The organism is Curvibacter sp. T50 (assembly GCF_057219955.1).
The window spans coordinates 114,093-130,512 of record NZ_JBXVVU010000001.1 but is presented as its reverse complement, the minus strand read 5'-3'; the positions used below and the strand labels follow the sequence as shown (position 1 = coordinate 130,512).

At 69.2% G+C, this 16,420-nt stretch carries 15 protein-coding genes; 10 read left to right on the top strand and 5 right to left on the bottom strand.

The genetic code is table 11. The features are described 5' to 3' along the window. Positions 1-11: 11 nt before the first annotated feature. The 4 genes from AC2EBU_RS00645 to AC2EBU_RS00630 all read left to right on the top strand — a co-directional run bounded on the left by AC2EBU_RS00645 (position 12) and on the right by AC2EBU_RS00630 (position 4,901). A complete protein-coding gene (locus AC2EBU_RS00645; protein WP_484608462.1) occupies positions 12-527 on the top strand; it encodes a MerR family transcriptional regulator in 516 nt (171 codons plus the stop codon). 162 nt (positions 528-689) lie between these two features. Continuing rightward, a complete protein-coding gene (mutS, locus tag AC2EBU_RS00640; RefSeq protein ID WP_484608461.1) occupies positions 690-3,269 on the top strand; it encodes a DNA mismatch repair protein MutS in 2,580 nt (859 codons plus the stop codon). After that, positions 3,266-4,093, top strand: coding sequence for a proteasome-type protease (locus AC2EBU_RS00635; RefSeq protein ID WP_484608460.1), 828 nt, complete (start codon positions 3,266-3,268; stop codon positions 4,091-4,093). The genes mutS and AC2EBU_RS00635 overlap by 4 nt, the downstream gene beginning before the upstream one ends. A 4-nt stretch (positions 4,094-4,097) precedes the next feature. After that, the gene (locus AC2EBU_RS00630) at positions 4,098-4,901 is read left to right on the top strand and encodes an alpha/beta fold hydrolase (RefSeq protein WP_484608459.1); all 804 of its coding nucleotides are present in this window, start codon (positions 4,098-4,100) and stop codon (positions 4,899-4,901) included. 27 nt (positions 4,902-4,928) lie between these two features. On the opposite strand, the gene AC2EBU_RS00625 is transcribed toward AC2EBU_RS00630, so the two are convergent. The 5 genes from AC2EBU_RS00625 to AC2EBU_RS00605 form a co-directional block, all read right to left on the bottom strand. Beyond that, positions 4,929-5,633 (bottom strand): DUF4136 domain-containing protein, encoded by a 705-nt coding sequence (locus tag AC2EBU_RS00625; protein WP_484608458.1) that lies wholly within the window; start codon positions 5,631-5,633, stop codon positions 4,929-4,931. An 84-nt stretch (positions 5,634-5,717) separates the two neighbouring features. After that, positions 5,718-6,542: an undecaprenyl-diphosphate phosphatase gene (locus AC2EBU_RS00620; protein WP_484608457.1), complete on the bottom strand. Its 825-nt coding sequence runs from the start codon at positions 6,540-6,542 to the stop codon at positions 5,718-5,720. A 68-nt stretch (positions 6,543-6,610) separates the two neighbouring features. Beyond that, positions 6,611-7,843, bottom strand: a complete 1,233-nt coding sequence (locus tag AC2EBU_RS00615) for an ABC transporter permease (RefSeq protein ID WP_484608456.1) — start codon at positions 7,841-7,843, stop codon at positions 6,611-6,613. Further along, entirely contained in the window at positions 7,840-8,571 is a 732-nt protein-coding gene (locus AC2EBU_RS00610; RefSeq protein ID WP_484608455.1) for an ABC transporter ATP-binding protein, read from the bottom strand. Before AC2EBU_RS00610 ends, AC2EBU_RS00615 begins: the two co-directional genes overlap by 4 nt. Positions 8,572-8,585: 14 nt before the next feature. Next, complete coding sequence (locus AC2EBU_RS00605) at positions 8,586-10,724, bottom strand: hypothetical protein (RefSeq protein WP_484608454.1); 2,139 nt, start codon at positions 10,722-10,724, stop codon at positions 8,586-8,588. A 224-nt stretch (positions 10,725-10,948) separates the two neighbouring features. Here AC2EBU_RS00605 and AC2EBU_RS00600 point away from each other — a divergent pair, with 224 nt between their 5' ends. From AC2EBU_RS00600 to AC2EBU_RS00575, 6 genes are read left to right on the top strand one after another with little or no spacing between them, the layout of a single operon-like run. After that, positions 10,949-11,374 (top strand): DUF2306 domain-containing protein, encoded by a 426-nt coding sequence (locus AC2EBU_RS00600; RefSeq protein WP_484608453.1) that lies wholly within the window; start codon positions 10,949-10,951, stop codon positions 11,372-11,374. A 43-nt stretch (positions 11,375-11,417) separates the two neighbouring features. After that, a complete protein-coding gene (locus AC2EBU_RS00595; protein WP_484608452.1) occupies positions 11,418-11,699 on the top strand; it encodes a 2TM domain-containing protein in 282 nt (93 codons plus the stop codon). Positions 11,700-11,730: 31 nt separating this feature from the next. Then, positions 11,731-12,816, top strand: a complete 1,086-nt coding sequence (locus AC2EBU_RS00590) for an alpha/beta hydrolase family protein (RefSeq protein WP_484608451.1) — start codon at positions 11,731-11,733, stop codon at positions 12,814-12,816. Beyond that, positions 12,813-13,952, top strand: coding sequence for a sensor histidine kinase (locus AC2EBU_RS00585; protein WP_484608450.1), 1,140 nt, complete (start codon positions 12,813-12,815; stop codon positions 13,950-13,952). The genes AC2EBU_RS00590 and AC2EBU_RS00585 overlap by 4 nt, the downstream gene beginning before the upstream one ends. Next, positions 13,949-15,490 (top strand): phytoene desaturase family protein, encoded by a 1,542-nt coding sequence (locus tag AC2EBU_RS00580; RefSeq protein ID WP_484608449.1) that lies wholly within the window; start codon positions 13,949-13,951, stop codon positions 15,488-15,490. The genes AC2EBU_RS00585 and AC2EBU_RS00580 overlap by 4 nt, the downstream gene beginning before the upstream one ends. Positions 15,491-15,498: 8 nt before the next feature. Next, positions 15,499-16,377: a LytR/AlgR family response regulator transcription factor gene (locus tag AC2EBU_RS00575; protein ID WP_484608448.1), complete on the top strand. Its 879-nt coding sequence runs from the start codon at positions 15,499-15,501 to the stop codon at positions 16,375-16,377. Positions 16,378-16,420: the final 43 nt, after the last annotated feature.

Here is a 16,420-nt window from a genome sequence, read left to right as displayed (position 1 = left end):
GGGCCACATCCATGACCGCGACTGGTGCCAGTGCGTCGCTGGACGACCCCGAGGCGGGCTCCCAGGAGCACAGCCTGGGGCCGGCGGATGCCCGTGCGTTCGTCGCGTCCCACCAGGAAAACGCCACCACCGAGCTGTTCGGCATCACCGAGCTGTGCAAGGCGTTCGGCATCACCTTGCGGGCGTTGCGCTTCTATGAGGACAAAGGCCTTCTCGCACCCATGCGGGTCAACGGGGCGCGGGTCTACACCCGCCGCGACCGCGCCAGGCTCGCGCTGATACTGCGCGCGAAAGAAATCGGTTCGCCCCTGTCGGAGATCAAACACTACCTCGACCTCTACGGCGACCGGGGTGAGGGGCGGGCCCAGCAATTGGACTATGTCATCGCCCGGACCGACACCGCCATACGAGACCTTGAGGCGAAGCGGGCGAAAATCGACGAAACCCTGGCCGAACTGCGGGTCATCAACACCAACAGCCGCCGGCAGCTGGAGTTGCGCCGCCGTGACGGCAGCCCATCATCCTGAGGCCGGCCCGGGGCAGCCGGGCATTTCGGTGAAAATCGGCCTTGTCTTTTGGCCGCACGTCCGCACCGGACGTCCGGTCACCCGCCGATCACTGCCCCACCTGCCTTGACCACCCCTGCCGATTCTTCGCCGGCCCCGTCTTCCGCTTGCGGGCATACGCCCATGATGGCCCAGTACCTGGCCATCAAGGCGGATTTCCCGGACACGCTGGTGTTTTACCGCATGGGGGATTTCTACGAGCTGTTCTGGGCCGACGCCGAAAAGGCCGCGCGGCTGCTGGACATCACACTGACCCGGCGCGGCCAGTCGGCCGGGCAGCCGGTGGTCATGGCCGGGGTTCCGTTTCATGCCGTGGAAAACTACCTGGCCCGGCTGATCCGCCTGGGCGAATCGGTGGCCATCTGCGAGCAGGTCGGCGATGTGGCCACGGCCAAAGGCCCGGTGGAACGAAAAGTGGTTCGGGTGGTCACGCCCGGCACGCTGACCGATGCCGAACTGCTGTCTGAAAAAACGGAAACGCTGCTGCTGGCGGTGCACCAGGGGCCGCGCGCCACCTGCGGCCTGGCCTGGCTGAGCGTGACCCGCGGTGAACTGCATCTGGCGGAATGCCCGCTGGACGAGCTGGGCGACTGGCTGCAGCGCATCGGACCGAGCGAGATGCTGGCCAGTGGCGGCGTCACCCACAGTTTCGAGCAGCGCCTGAACACGCTGCGCCGCGCGGGCGGCACCGGCCCGTCCTGCACCACCCGGCCCTCGTGGCAGTTCGACGCCGATCTGGGCCGGCGCAGACTGCTGGAGTCGCTGCAGGTCGCCAGCCTGGGCGCCTGGTCCGCCGACGATCTGCCCCAGGCGCATGCCGCCGCCTCGGCCCTGCTGGCCTATGCCGAGCACACCCAGGGCCGCGCGCTGACGCATCTGCAGGGCATCCGCGTCGAGCGGCGGGGCGAGCACATCGACCTGCCCCCCACCACCCGGCGCAACCTGGAGCTGGTGCAGACCCTGAAGGGCGAGGAGGCGCCGACGCTGTTTTCGCTGCTGGACACCTGCATGACCGGCATGGGCAGCCGTGCGCTGAAAAGCTGGCTGCTGGCGCCCCCGCGCGAACGCGGTGTGGCAGCGGCGCGGCAACTGGCGGTGGCGGCGTTGCGCGGCGACGGCGGCGGCGGCCCGTGGCAGGTGTTGCGCACCCAGCTCAAGGGCAGCAGCGACGTGGAGCGCATCACCGCCCGCATCGCACTGCGCCAGGTGCGACCGCGCGAGCTGGTGGCGTTGCGCCAGACGCTACAAAAAGCCGAGCAAACTATCACCATTTCACGCTGGGAAGAGCCACTTTTGGCTCAGATTTGTGCCCAGCTGACCCCGCCGCCGGGCTGTGCCGGCCTGCTGGCCCAGGCGCTGATGGAGGAGCCCGCCGCGCTGGTCCGCGACGGCGGCGTGATCGCCCCCGGACTGGATGCCGAACTCGACGAGCTGCGCGCCATCCAGACGAACTGCGACGCCTTTCTGCTCGATCTCGAAACCCGGGAGAAAGCCCGCTCCGGCATCGCCAACCTGCGGGTGCAGTTCAACAAGGTGCACGGCTTCTACATCGAAGTCACCCAGGGCCAGCTGGACAAGGTGCCCGACGACTACCGCCGCCGCCAGACGCTGAAGAACGCCGAGCGCTTCATCACGCCGGAACTCAAGGCCTTCGAAGACAAGGCCCTGTCGGCCCAGGAGCGGGCGCTGGCGCGCGAAAAATGGCTGTACGAACAGTTGCTGGACCACCTGCAGTCTTTTGTGCCGGCCCTCACCCGCCTGGCCCAGGCGCTGGCGGCGCTGGATGCGCTGTGCGCGCTGGCCGAGCGTTCGCTCACGCTGAACTGGTGTGCGCCCACCTTCGTGCGCGAGCCGTGCATCGAAATCCGCGGCGGGCGCCACCCGGTGGTGGAAGCGCGCCTGGCCGAGCTGTCCGGCGGCGCCTTCATCGCCAACGACACGGTGCTCGGGCCCAAACAGCGCCTGCAAATCATCACCGGGCCCAACATGGGCGGCAAAAGCACCTACATGCGCCAGGTGGCACTGATCGTGCTCCTGGCCAGCATGGGCAGTTTTGTTCCCGCCAGCGCCTGCCGCCTCGGCCCCATCGATGCCATTCACACCCGCATCGGCGCGGCCGACGACCTGGCCAATGCCCAGTCCACCTTCATGCTGGAGATGACCGAGGCCGCGCAGATCCTGCACAGCGCCACGCCCCACAGCCTGGTGCTGATGGACGAAATCGGCCGCGGCACCAGCACCTTCGACGGCCTGGCGCTGGCCAGCGGCATCGCCACCCAGCTGCACGACCGCACGCAGGCGTTCGCGCTGTTCGCCACCCACTATTTCGAGCTGACCGAGTTTCCCGCCACGCACCACGCGGCGGTGAACGTTCATGTCAGCGCGGCCGAATCGGGGCACGACATCGTGTTCCTGCATGAAATCCAGCCCGGCCCGGCCAGCCGCAGCTACGGCATCCAGGTCGCCCGCCTGGCCGGCATGCCGGCCGCCGTGCTCCACCACGCCCGCCACGTGCTGGCCGCGCTCGAATCCGGCGCCAGCGAAAGCCGCGCCCAGGTCGACCTGTTTGCGCCGCCTCCAGCCAGCGATACGCCCCCGCCCAGCCCGGTGGAGCGCCGCCTGGCCGAGATCGATCCCGATGTGCTCTCGCCCCGCGAAGCACTCGAAGCCCTCTACTCCCTCAAAAGACTGCAACAACCATGACCTACTGCGTCGCCATCAAGCTCAACGCCGGCCTTGTTTTCCTCTCCGACTCGCGCACCAACGCCGGCCTGGACCAGATCAGCACCTTTCGCAAGATGATCGTCTACGAAAAGCCGGGCGACCGTTTCATGGTGCTGCTGTCGGCCGGCAACCTGTCCATTTCCCAGTCGGTGCGCGAAATCCTGCAGGTCGAGCAGATCACCGACCACGAAGGCGGCGAGCCGATCACCATCTGGAACGCCAAAAGCATGTTCGACGCCGCCCGGGTGCTGGGCAGCGCCGTGCGCCACATCTTCCAGCGCGACGGCGCGGCGCTCAAGGCCGCCGGTGTGGACTTCAACGTCTCGCTGATCTTCGGCGGCCAGATTAAAGGCGAGGCCATGCGCCTGTTTCAGGTCTATTCGCCCGGCAACTTCATCGAGGCCACGCCCGAGACGCCCTACTTCCAGATCGGCGAGTCCAAATATGGCAAACCTGTGCTGGACCGGGTGTTGACCCCGGAGACCCCCCTGGACGAGGCCGCCAAATGTGCGCTGGTATCGATGGACTCCACCCTCAAGTCCAACCTGTCGGTCGGCCTGCCGATGGACCTGGTGGTCTACGAGGAAGGCCGGCTGGCCTCGGACCGGATCGTCTGCATTGACGAGACCAACCCCTACTTCCGGATGCTGCACGACACCTGGGGGCAGCGACTGCGCGAGGTGTTCGACAGCATCGAGCATCCGGTGTGGGACGGCGGCGCCACCGAGGTTCCCCTGATGGTCAATGGCCGGCGCAGCCGCGCCCTGCGCAAGATTTCATCGCCGCAGGAACGCCTGATCTGAGCCCATGACCCCGATCGTTTTCTCCCACGCCAACAGCTTCGCGGCCAGCACCTACCGCATCCTTTTCCGCGACCTGCGCCATCGCGGCTACTCTGTGCGGGCGGTCGACCGTTTCGGCCACGACAGCCGCTATCCGGTCACCGACAACTGGCCCCATCTGGTGCAGCAGCTGGCCGATTTTGTTCGCGCCGGCATCAAAGCCGGTGCGCCCGCGCCCTTCCTGGTCGGGCACTCGCTGGGAGGGTTTCTCAGCCTGATGTGTGCGGCTCGCCACCCGGAGCTGGCCCGCGGTGTGCTGCTGATCGATTCACCGGTGCTTGGCGGCTGGAAGGCCACCACACTGGGGGTGATGAAACGCACCCAGCTGGTCGGCTCGATTTCACCCGGCCGCGTCAGCCGCGCCCGGCGGGACCGCTGGCCCGACCGCGATGCCGCGCTCGCGCATTTCCAGGGCAAACGCGCCTTTGCTGCCTGGGACCCGGCGGTGCTGGCCGACTACATCGACCACGGAACGGTCGATGACCAGGGCGAACGCATCCTGCATTTCAAGCGCGAGGTGGAAACCGCCATCTACAACACCCTGCCCGACAATCTGGACGGCTTGTTGCGCCGTCACCCACTCAAATGCCCGGTGGCCTTCATTGGCGGCATCCGCTCCGAGGAGATGCGCCAGGTCGGCATGGAAATGACCCATCGCCTGATCCGGGGCCGCTGCATGATGCTCGACGGCACCCATCTTTTCCCCATGGAGAAACCGCTGGCGACGGCAGCGGCCATCGAAGCCAGCCTGCGCAACCTGCAGGCCTGAACCGGGCGGGCCCGCCCCGCCGGTTGCTCAGCGCCGCACCGGCTGACCGGTTTCCACGTCAAATTGCAACTCACGCACCTGACCGTTCGCACCGGGGAACCGGTCAAAGATCGCCTTGACAAGGAACGGCACCAGCTGAGGCAGCTCCCGCGACTCACCGCCCTGGTGCGCGGCCGTGGCATCAAACACCGAACGGGCGCGAACGCCCGGCGTCGAAGCGCTTTCGTGGATCCGCACCCGCACACTGCTCACCTGCACCGTGTAGGCCACATCACGGTCACCCACCCAGCGCGGGCCGAACGGGTCGGGCGCCCAGTGACCTGCAATGACGTTACCCGCGGCGTCCCGGTAAGGCGGCACATAGACCGTGTCCTGCTGGTAGATGGGCTCGCGCGCGTGTTTGACCCGGGACTCGCGGGTTGCCGTGGTGTCTACCCAGAAACGGGGAGTCTGACCGGCGGCCACCGGAACCAGGCCCAGGCGCCGCAGCTCGGCCGCGACGTGGTTGTCCCAGGTTCGCTGCTCCAGTTCCGAGCCCTTGCCACTGTGCGGCGCCATGGCAAAAGTACCGCCGGCCGCATCGGCCGGCCAATCATTGAAGGACGTGACCTTGGCCGAGATGACATTCGCACAACCGGACAAAACCGCCACGAACAGCAGGGCCAGTACGACTCGCACGCCGGGAAACCGGGCGAACAGGAAGATCGAGAGGAAACGGGGCGTCGGGTTCATGCCGCCAATCTACCAGCTTTGGTGCGCGATCGGGTGAAAAACCGGCCGCCGCTCGTTGTGGAGAGCGCACCGCCCATCAAACCGTCAGCCCTTCCAGCTGATGACGCCCGTCCAGGCGGTGATCAGCACTACCAGGCCGAACGCGATGCGATACCAGGCAAACGGCACAAAACTGTGCGTCGAGATGTAGCGCAACAGCCAGCGCACACACAGCCAGGCGCTGAGAAACGAAAACAGCAGCCCGACCCCGAACATCGGCAGGTCCGCCATCGACAAGAGCGCCCGCTCCTTGTAGAGGCTGTAAGCCCCCGCGCCGACCAGGGTCGGAATCGCCAGGAAGAACGAAAAATCGGTCGCGGCACGGCGAGACAGGCCCAGCAACATGCCGCCGATGATGGTCGCGCCACTGCGGCTGGTGCCGGGAATCATCGCCAGACACTGCACCAGCCCCACCTTGATGGCGTCCAGCGGCGTCATGTCGTCCACATTCTGGATGCGCGCCTGGCTCTGCGGTCGCTTCTCCGCCCACAGGATGATGAAACCACCGACGATGAATGCGCTGGCGACCACCACCGGCGTGAACAGGTGCGCCTTGATCGCCTTGCCAAACAGCAGCCCAAGAACCACGGCCGGAAAGAAGGCGATCGCCACATTCATCGTGAAGCGTCGCGCCTGATCGCTGGTGGGCAGGGCCACCACGGTATCGCGCAGCTTTTGCCAATAGACGATGATGACCGCCAGGATCGCCCCGGTCTGGATGGCGATGTCAAACACTTTGGCTTTGTCGTCGTCGAAACCCAGCAAGGCCCCCGCCAGGATCAGATGCCCGGTGGACGAGATGGGCAAAAACTCGGTCAGCCCTTCGACCACCCCCATGATGGCGGCCTTGATCAGTACAACAAAATCCACACCCGCTCCCGGCTGACAAAACAGCCGGCGATTATCGCTGTCGCCGCAACATCCCCGGCGGGGCCCGCCTATTCGTGTCGCAAAGCCTCGATGGGAAGCAGCTGCGAGGCCCGGCGCGCCGGGTAGAAACCGAAAAAGATCCCGACAAAGGCCGAAAAACCCGCCGCCAGTGCGACCGACGACAGCGTCATGCTGACCTGCCAGCCGGCGAAGGCGCCCACGGCCCAGGTCGCCACCGCACCCAGGGCGACACCGATGGCGCCGCCGATCAGGCTCAGCGTGACGGCCTCGATCAGGAACTGCGCCAGGATGTCGCGCCCGCGCGCGCCCACGGCCATGCGCAGCCCGATCTCGCGGGTGCGCTCGGTCACGCTCACCAGCATGATGTTCATGATGCCGATGCCGCCGATCACCAGGCTGATGCCGGCCACCGCCGCCAGCAGCATCGTCATGATGCGGCTGGAGGCCTCCTGCGCCTGCAGGATTTCGGTCAGGTTGCGGATGGAAAACGGGTCCTCCGCCCCCGGCTGCACCTTGAAGCGCTGGCGCAGCAGTTCCTTGATGCCTTCCTCGGCCACCTTCATGTCCTGGCCTTCGCGCACCTTGACGCTGATCGAGCCGATGCGCTTGAGTTTGCCGGCCGTGCCGCCCTGGATGCGGTTGCGGTAGGTGGAGATGGGCACGATCACCACATCGTCCTGGTCCTGGCCCATGGAGTTCTGGCCTTTTTTGTCCAGCAGGCCGATCACCGTCACCGGCACTTTTTTGACCCGGATCACCTGGTCCAGCGGGTCGGCGTCGCCGAACAGCTCGCGCGCCACCGTCTGGCCGATGATGGCCACCTTGGCCGAGCCTTGCAGGTCGGCGGCGTCAAAGCCGCGCCCGGCCGCCAGCGGCCATTCGCGCGCCTCCAGGTAGTCGTTGGTGGTGCCAAAGATGCTGGTGCTCCAGTTGGTGTTGCCCGCCACCACCTGCGCGCCGGTGCGGGAACTAGGCGCGGCCACCTGCACCTCGGGCACCTCGCGGGCGATGGCCAGCGCGTCTTCCTCGGTCAGGCCCTGGCCGGTCTGGGCACCCAGGCGCACCCCGCCGGCGGTGATGCCACCGGGAATCACCAGCATGATGTTCGAGCCCAGGCCCTTCATCTGCTCCTGCACGCGGCGCGTGGCACCGCTGCCCACGGCAATCATGGTGATCACCGCCGCCACACCAATGATGATGCCCAGCATGGTCAGCACCGAGCGCAGCTTGTTGGCCGCCAGCGCGCGCAGCGCAATCCGCAACGGGGCCAGCCAGCTCATGCCCGGGCCTCCGCCGTCGGCGCCGATGCCGCCGGCTCGGCATGCCCCGGCTGGCGCACGTCCTCGACGATGGCGCCGTCGCGGAACACCAGCCGGCGCCGTGCCCAGGCGGCGATGTCGTTTTCGTGGGTGACCAGCACCACGGTCATGCCCTGGTGGTTCAGGTCGGTCAGCAGTCGCATGATGTCTTCGCTGGTTTTCGAGTCCAGCGCGCCGGTGGGCTCGTCGGCCAGGATCAGTGAGGGCTGGTTCACCAGCGCGCGGGCAATCGCCACCCGCTGCTGCTGGCCGCCCGACAGCTCCGACGGGGTGTGGCCGCCGCGCGCGCCCAGCCCCACGCGGTCCAGGGCGGCCTGGGCGCGGGTGCGCCGCTCGGCGGGTTTCACACCGGCATACACCATGGGCAGCTCGACGTTTTCGAGCGCGCTGGTGCGCGGCAGCAGGTTGAACTGCTGGAACACAAACCCGATGCGCCGGTTGCGGATGGAGGCCAGCGCATCGGGCGCCATGTCTTCCACCTCCTCACCGGCCAGCCAGTAGCGGCCGCTGGTCGGCCGGTCCAGGCAGCCCAGGATGTTCATGAGCGTGGACTTGCCCGAGCCGGACGCGCCCATGATGGCCACGAAGTCGCCTTCATCGATGCTGAGCGACACCCCGCGCAGCGCGTGCACCGTCTGGTCGCCCATGGTGTAGGTCTTGACCAGGTCGGCGGCAACAATCAGGGCCATGGTGGTCGCCCCGCTCAGAACGGCATCCGCGGGCCGGTGCTGGCCGGGCGCGGCGCCGCGCCGCCTGCGCCCGAGGCGCCCGCCGACAGCGTGCCGGTGATCACGGCGGCGCCTTCTTTCAGCGCGGCGGCGTCGGGGGAGCCCGGCGCCACCAGAAGTTCGGTGCTGGTGCCGTCGGTGATGCCCAGGCGCACGTTGTAGGCCACCGGTTTGCCGTCCTCCCCCATCAGGTAGATGCGCCCGCGGGTGCTCTGGCGGCTGGCGGCCTGGGCCACCAGCGCGGCGTATTTGGGTTTCTGCTCCGGCGTCAGGATGTCCTGGATACGGGCACGCACCTCCGCGGTGATGCGTTCGCGGGCCTTGGGGCGTTCCTCGGCCGGCAGGTCGCGCAGCGTGCCGTACTTGGGCCGGGCGTCGGCAAAGATGGCGTCCACCTTTTCGATCTGCGGCGCCGTCAGCGCCAGCTCGGCCACCAGCCGGTTGCGGAATTCGGCCAGCGGGCCGCCGCCCCCCGCGCCGGGCGGGGGTGCCGGCACGGCGGTCGCGCCACCGGCCGCCGGCGCGGTCGCCACGGCCGGTGGCGTCGCGGCGGCAGCCGAGGCGGTCACGCCGGGCCTGGAAGCCGCCGCCACCGCCGCAGCCGCCCCGGAAGGCCCTGCTCCGCCACTTTTTGAGTCTTTTTGGCCATTACCCATGGTGGAACGGTCATTGTTTGCTATTGTTTTAGGAGTCTCCGTGCGGCCACCCCCGGCGTTCTGGGCCTGCAGCGCCAGGTATTTTTCCCGCTGGGCCGGGGTCAGCAGGGCGGTCACCCGGGCGCGCAGTTCGCCGGTGAGTTTTTCACGGGCGGCGGCACGTTCGTCTTCGCCCATCTCGCGCAGCGCCATGAAGCGCGGGCGCAGCTCGGTCAGGAGGGCGTCCAGCTTGCCCTGCTGCTCGGTGCTCAGGCCCAGTTCGGCGGTGAGACGGTCCTTGAGCGTGGCCAGCCCGCCGCCGGCCGGCTGGGCCTGCGCCTCGGACAGCCAGCTGAAGCCACCGGCACGCCCGGTCTGCGTGGCTGAAGCTGCCGGTGCGGCGCCCGACGCGGCCGGGGCCGCCGGCTCGATGCCGGCAATGCGCACCCGCAGGGCGGCATTGGGCACCTTGAGCACGTTCTCGCGCGTGTCGGTCACCACCCGCACGTTGGCCGTCATGCCGGGCAGCAGGCGAGAGCCGGTGTTGGAAAAGCCGATCACCGCCACATAGGTCACCACGTTGGCCACGTTCTGTGCCGCCTTGCGCACCTGGCGCACCTCGCCCTCGAAGGTCTGGCCGGGGAAGGCGTCCACGGTGAAGCTGGCTTTCTGGCCGGTGCGGATGCGCCCCACGTCGGATTCGTCGATGCTGGCGTCCACCTGCATGTCCTGCAGGTTCTGCGCGATGACGAACAGCTCGGGCGACTGCAGGCTGGCCGCCACCGTCTGGCCCTTTTCAATAGCCCGCTTGATCACGATGCCGTTCACCGGCGAGGTGATGCGGGTGCGTTGCAGGTCGATGCGGGCCTGTGCCAGCGCGGCCTCGCGCTGGGCCACCGTGGCCTGCGCGCTCTTGATCTGGGCCTCGGTCACGCCCGCCTGCGCCTGGGCGGACTTGAGCGATTCGGTCGTCGTGTTGACCAGCGCCCGGGCCTTGTCGGCCTCGCTCTGGGCAATGAACTGCTTTTCCACCAGGCTCAGTTTGCGCTCCAGATCACGCCGGGCCTCGGCCAGATCGACCTCGGCGCGCGACACGCTGGCCCGGCTGGCGGCGGCATTGGCCTGGGCGGTCAGCACCGCCGCGCGGGCGGCATCCACATCGGCCTGTGACTGGCGCACCCGGTATTCGAAGGTTTCCGGGTCGATCTGGGCGATCAGCTGGCCGGCCCTGACCTCGGAATTGAAGTCCACATACAGGTCGCGGATCTGGCCGCTGACCTGCGTGCCCACCGACACCTGCGTCACCGGGTTCACCGCCCCGCTGGCCGACACGGTGGCCGAAATCGGCCCCCGCTCGATCTTGCTGGTGCGGTACTGCACCGCGTCCGCCCCGCTGCGCTGCATCCACCACCAGGCGCCACCGCCCGCCAGGGCCAGCACCACGGCGCCAGCGATCCAGGTCGTCTTGTTCATGCTCATGACAGCCATTGTAGGAAGGGCCTCCCGCCGGACGGTGATGACCGTGTAAAGCCCCGGCAAAGCTGGCGAAGCCGCACGCCGCTACGGTGCCGTCCACGCCAAGCGTCCGCATTTCACCCCGGCCAGCGCCATTTCACGCCGCGCCAACGCAGTCGGTCGCATCGCGGTGGTGGAGCGGCGGGTCCAACGGCACAGTCCAGTCCATTGCTGAAAAGGAGCGCTCGATGACCACCTTCTCCACCCTGCCCCCCGCCGTTGCCATCCACCTCAGCGCCTCGCTGGGCGCGCTGGTGCTGGGCCCGGTGGCCCTGTGGGCACGACGCGCCGGTGCCGCCCACCCGCGCCTGCACCGCGCCGCCGGCTACGCCTGGGTGACGCTGATGGTGGCCTCCGCCCTGTCGGCGCTCGCCATCCGGGATTACCGCCTGCCCAATATCGCCGGCTACACCCCCATTCACCTGCTGGTGCCGGTTACCCTTTTTGGCCTGTTCGGGGCATTCTGGTTTCTGGCACAGAAAAACATCGCCGGCCACCGCAAAGCCATGCGCGGCCTGTATTTCCAGGCCTGCATCGGCGCCGGTCTCTTCACGCTGCTGCCCTCGCGCTTTCTCGGCCAGCTGGTCTGGGGCCAGTGGCTGGGCCTGCTCTGAAAGTCACTTTCTCCCCTGTCGTCTCATCCCACCGGAGTTCACCATGACCAACACCCTTACCCCCGATCTGGAACGCCAGGCGCGCCGCCGCGCCGGCCTGCGCATGGGCTGGATCATCCACGCCACCGTGTATGTTGTCGTCAACCTTGGCCTGGCCGCCGTGGCATTCGCTTCCGGGCGGCACTGGGCCGTGTTCCCGTTGTTGGGATGGGGGCTGGGACTGGCGATTCACGGCGCCGTGGTTCTGCTGGCATCGCCTGGCGCCGCCTTGCATCAGCGGCTGCTGGAGCAGGAACGGGCGCGACTGTCCCGCGACCCGTGGTGAGAACCGTCGCCGATTCTCAAGGAGTGCCCTCATGACCGTTCTTTCCTTCGCAGGCAGCCGTATGCTCGCCGCCGGCCTGATGTTGCTGACCTTCGCCCAGGCCGCCTTGGCCCAGATCGGCATGACCGACTGGCGCGGCGGCCCCATGCCCGTCACCCTGGTGTACCCGACCGCGGTAACGGCGCGAACCGTCACGTCCGGCCCGTTCACGTTGGTGGTCGCCCCCGATGCACCGCCCCGCGAGGGCCTGCACCGCCTGGTCGTCATTTCGCACGGCACCGGCGGCAGCGCCTTCGCCGACCACGCGCTGGCCGCCCGTCTGGCGCAGGCCGGTTTTGTCGTGGCCCAGCCGCTGCACGAGGGCGACAACTTCCGCGACCAGCGCCTGGCCGGCCCTGATTCGTTCCGCCGCCGCCCGCCGGAAGTGACCCGGCTCATCGACGCCCTGGCGCGCGACCCGGCCTGGTCGGGCCGCCTGGCGCTGGACAAGGTGGGTGTCCACGGCATGTCGGCCGGCGGCGTGACCGGCATCGCCCTCGCCGGCGGGCGCTGGCGCATGCTGAACCTGGTGCGCCACTGCCAGCAACACGCCACCGACGACGAGGGCTTCTGTTTCCAGGGCGCCAGGGACGGCGCCGCCCGTGCCGGCCGCCAGGCGGCGTACGAGCGGGCGCGCGGCGTGCCCGAACTCTTCCTGCCCGGCGACCTGACCGGCTGGCACGGCGGCGTCGCGGAACTGCCTGACCCGCGACCCGACCGCCGGGTGGCCGCCGTTTCGCTGGCCGTGCCGCTGGCGGTGATCTTCAGCCGCGAGAGCCTGGCCGCGATCCGCATTCCGGTCGGCGTGGTGAGTGCCGACCGCGACGAGGTGCTGGTGCCGCGCTTCCACTCGGAGCACCTGCTGCAGCATTGCACCACCTGCTCACGCCTGGCCGAGCTGCCCGGCGCCGGCCATTTCGACGTGCTCTGGCCCTGGCCCGACAGCGTGGCGCGCGAGGTGGCGGCGCAACAGGTGCGCGGCGGCCTGCCCCAGCCGGGGTTCGATCCGCAGGCCCGCGAGGCCGCCCATGCCAGAATCGTTGCGTTCCACCGCCAACACCTGTTGCCCCTGCCATGAACCACACCACAGGCCCCTGGTGGCTGCGCTGGCTGCCCGCCGACTGCCGAGCCGGTGTGCAGCGCCGGGCCCTGATCGTCTGGGGCGTGGCGGCGCTGATCGCGCTGTCCCAGCGGTTCCTGAGCCCGGAGCAGCACCCGATCGGCCTGTCGCTGGTCTACAGCTACGCCATCAGCACCGCGATCTGGTTCCTGATGGACCCGATGCGGATCGTGCTGCGCCGCTGGCTGCATGCCGAGCCACCCCATTTCTGGACCTTCAACTTTCGCGCGGTCGCCTACCTGCTGCTCGCCATCGTGGTGGGCTATGCCATCGGCACAAGCATCGGCGATGCGGTCGCGGGACACTCCACCTGGGACCTGATGAGTTTGTCGCCCGCACGCTTCTGGCGCTTTTTGCTCGGATCGGTTGCCATCAGTGCCGGATTCGTCTTCTTTTTCTATCATCGGGAAAAGGCCCACGCGCTGGAGCGCCTGGCCACCGAAGCGCGCCTCAAGCTGCTGGAAAGCCAGCTGGAGCCGCACATGCTGTTCAACACCCTGGCCAACCTGCGGGTGCTGATCCGGCTCGACCCCGACCGCGCGGTCGACATGCTCGACCGGCTCAACGACTACCTGCGCGCCACGCTGGCCGCCTCGCGCACCGACAGCCACGCCCACACCCTGGCGCTGGAGTTCCAGCGGCTGGACGACTACCTGGCGCTGATGGCGGTGCGCATGGGCCCGCGCCTGCGCGCCCGGCTCGACCTGCCCGCCGCGCTGCGCGGGCAGCCGGTGCCGCCGCTGCTGCTGCAGCCGCTGGTGGAAAACGCCATCCGCCACGGGCTGGAGCCCCATGTGGACGGCGGCGATCTCGTCGTGTCGGCCCGCCAGGACGGCGACTGGCTGTGGCTGACCGTGCGGGACAGCGGCGCCGGGTTTGAACCGGCCGCCCCGGCCCCCGGCCGCGCCGACAGCGGTTTCGGCCTCGGCCAGGTGCGCGAGCGTGTCGCCGGTGTCACCGGCGGCAGCGGCCAGGTGCGGGTCGACAGCCAGCCCGGCCAGGGCACCACGGTGCGTATCGGTCTGCCACTGGAGCAGCTGAGAGTCCCCGTTTCTTCCACCCCATGCCCCGACGGGCAAGGAGCCCCACCATGACCCACCACACCCTTGTCATCGGCTCGGGCATCGGCGGCCTGACCGCCGCCGCCGCCCTGGCCCGCTGCGGCCACCGCGTCACCGTGCTGGAGCAGCACACCACGCTCGGCGGCATGACGCAGACCTTCTCGCGCCAGGGCTTCACCTTCGGCACCGGGCTGCACTACATCGGCGGCTGCGCCGACGCGCCCGGCCCGGCGGGGCACTTCCGCCGCCTGCTGCAGTGGCTGGGCGACGGCAGCCTGCGCTTTGCCCCTCTGCCCAACCCCTTCGATGCGGTGCGCCTGTTGGGCGCCGGGCCGCAGGGGAGCGAACTGCGCTTCGACTTCGGCCACCCGCAGGCAGACAACCTGGCGCGGCTGGCCGAGCGCTTCCCGGACGAGGCCGAGGGCCTGGCCCGCTACGACGCCGCCTGGAAAGACGCCCAGCGCACAGCGATGCAGATCCTGCCGCTGCACGGCCTGCCCGGCCCCGCCGCCACCGTGATGCGCTGGGTGCGCGGCGCCAGCCTGCAGCGGGCCGCGAGCGTGACCGTGGCCGAGGCGCTGTCCGGCATCCGCAGCCCGGTGCTGCGCGACCTGCTGGCCGCGCGCGGCGGCGACTACGGCCTGGCCCCGCAGGAGGCGCCGCTGGTGGTGCACGCGCTGGTGCTGGGCAGCTATGAATGGGGTGCCTGGTATCCCGAGGGCGGCCCCCAGCGCCTGAGCGAAAGCCTGGGCGCCACCGTCACCGCCGCCGGCGGCGCCCTGCGCACCGGCGCGACGGTGCGCCGCATCGTGGTGGACGGCGGCCATGCCCGCGGCGTAGAGCTGGACAGCGGCGAGAGGCTGACCGCCGACACCGTGGTTTCCGCCATGGGTGCGGCCAACACCGTCCGCGCCCTGCCGGCGCAGACCGCCCCCGACTGGCAGGCCGCCATCACCGCCCTGCCGCCCAGCGGCAGCTACCTGGCGCTGTTTCTCGGCTTCGAAGGTTCGCTGCGCGACGCCGGTGTGGACGGCGCCAACCACTGGATTTACCGCCAGGGGCCGCAGCAGCTGGAGTGGGACGACCCGACCGAGGGGGACGCGCCCTCGCTGTTTGTTTCGTTTGGCGCGCTCAACGACCCGGCCCACCGTGGCGGCCACACCGCCGAAGTGCTGGCGCCGGCCAGCTGGGCCTTCTTTCGCCGCTGGCAGGAGAGTGCGCTGGGCCACCGTCCCGAAGACTACGAGGCCACCAAGGCCTGGATTGCCGAAAGCCTGCTGCGCCAGTTCGGCGAGCTGTTCCCTGCGCTGCGCGAGCGGGTGGTGTTCCACGAACTGGGCACCCCGCTGAGCCACGCCGCCTACGCACGCGCCGCGCAGGGCGCGATGTACGGCCTGCGCCTGTCGGCCGAGCGGTTGATGGCGCCCGCGCTGCACGCCCGCAGCCCGGTGCCGGGCCTGTTGCTGGCCGGGCAAGACGTGAGCAGTCTGGGCATCCAGGGCGCGGCCATGGGCGGGCTGATGGCTGCCGCCACCCAGGAGCCGCGCCTGTGGAGGCGCCTGCGCAGCTGAAAACCGCCATGACCGACGACAGCAACACCCCCACCACCGCCCTGATCGCCGAAGACGAACCGCTGCTGGCCGCCGCGCTGCAGGCCGAGCTGGCCCGCGCCTGGCCGGCGCTGCAGATCGTCGCCACCGTGGGCGACGGCCTCAGCGCCGTGCGCGAAGCGCTGGCGCGGCGCCCGCAGGTGCTGTTTTTTGACATCCGCATGCCGGGACAGTCCGGCCTGGACGCCGCCGCCGCGCTGGCCGACGCCTGGGACAGCCGTGACGGCCCGTTTCCCGCCCTGGTGTTTGTCACCGCCTACGACGACTACGCCGTCCAGGCCTTTGAAACGCAGGCGGTGGACTACCTGCTCAAGCCGGTGCAGGCCGCCCGGCTGGCCAAAACGGTGGAAAAGCTGCAAAAACTCGCCATACCCAGCGTAAAAAGGTCACCATCTGCTATTGAAAATGAAGCGGAAATGGCGCCCTTGATGAGCCGTCTGCGGGGCCTGCTGGCAGCCGAGGGGCTGACCGGCGCCGCAGCGGGCCGGGCGCCCGACCACGCCGCGCCCGCCCGCCTGACGCTCATCCCCGCCAGCCTGCCCGGCAGCGCGGGCGCCAGCGTGCGCATGGTGCCGGTGGACGAGGTGCTGCTGTTCGAAGCCGCCGACAAATACGTGCGGGTGCTCACCGCCGGGGCCGAATACCTGATCCGCACCCCGCTCAAAGAGCTGTTGCCCCAACTGGACACGGCCGTTTTCTGGCAGGTTCACCGCGGCGCCGTGGTGCGCGCCACCGCCATCGACACCGTCACCCGCGACGAGGCCGGACGCCTGAGCCTGACGCTGCACGGCCTGCGCGAGCCGGTGGCCGTCAGCCGGCTGTACGCCCATCTGTTCAAGGCCTGGTAGACGGCGGCGGCCTTGTCCGCCCCTCCTGCGGCCAAATACCATC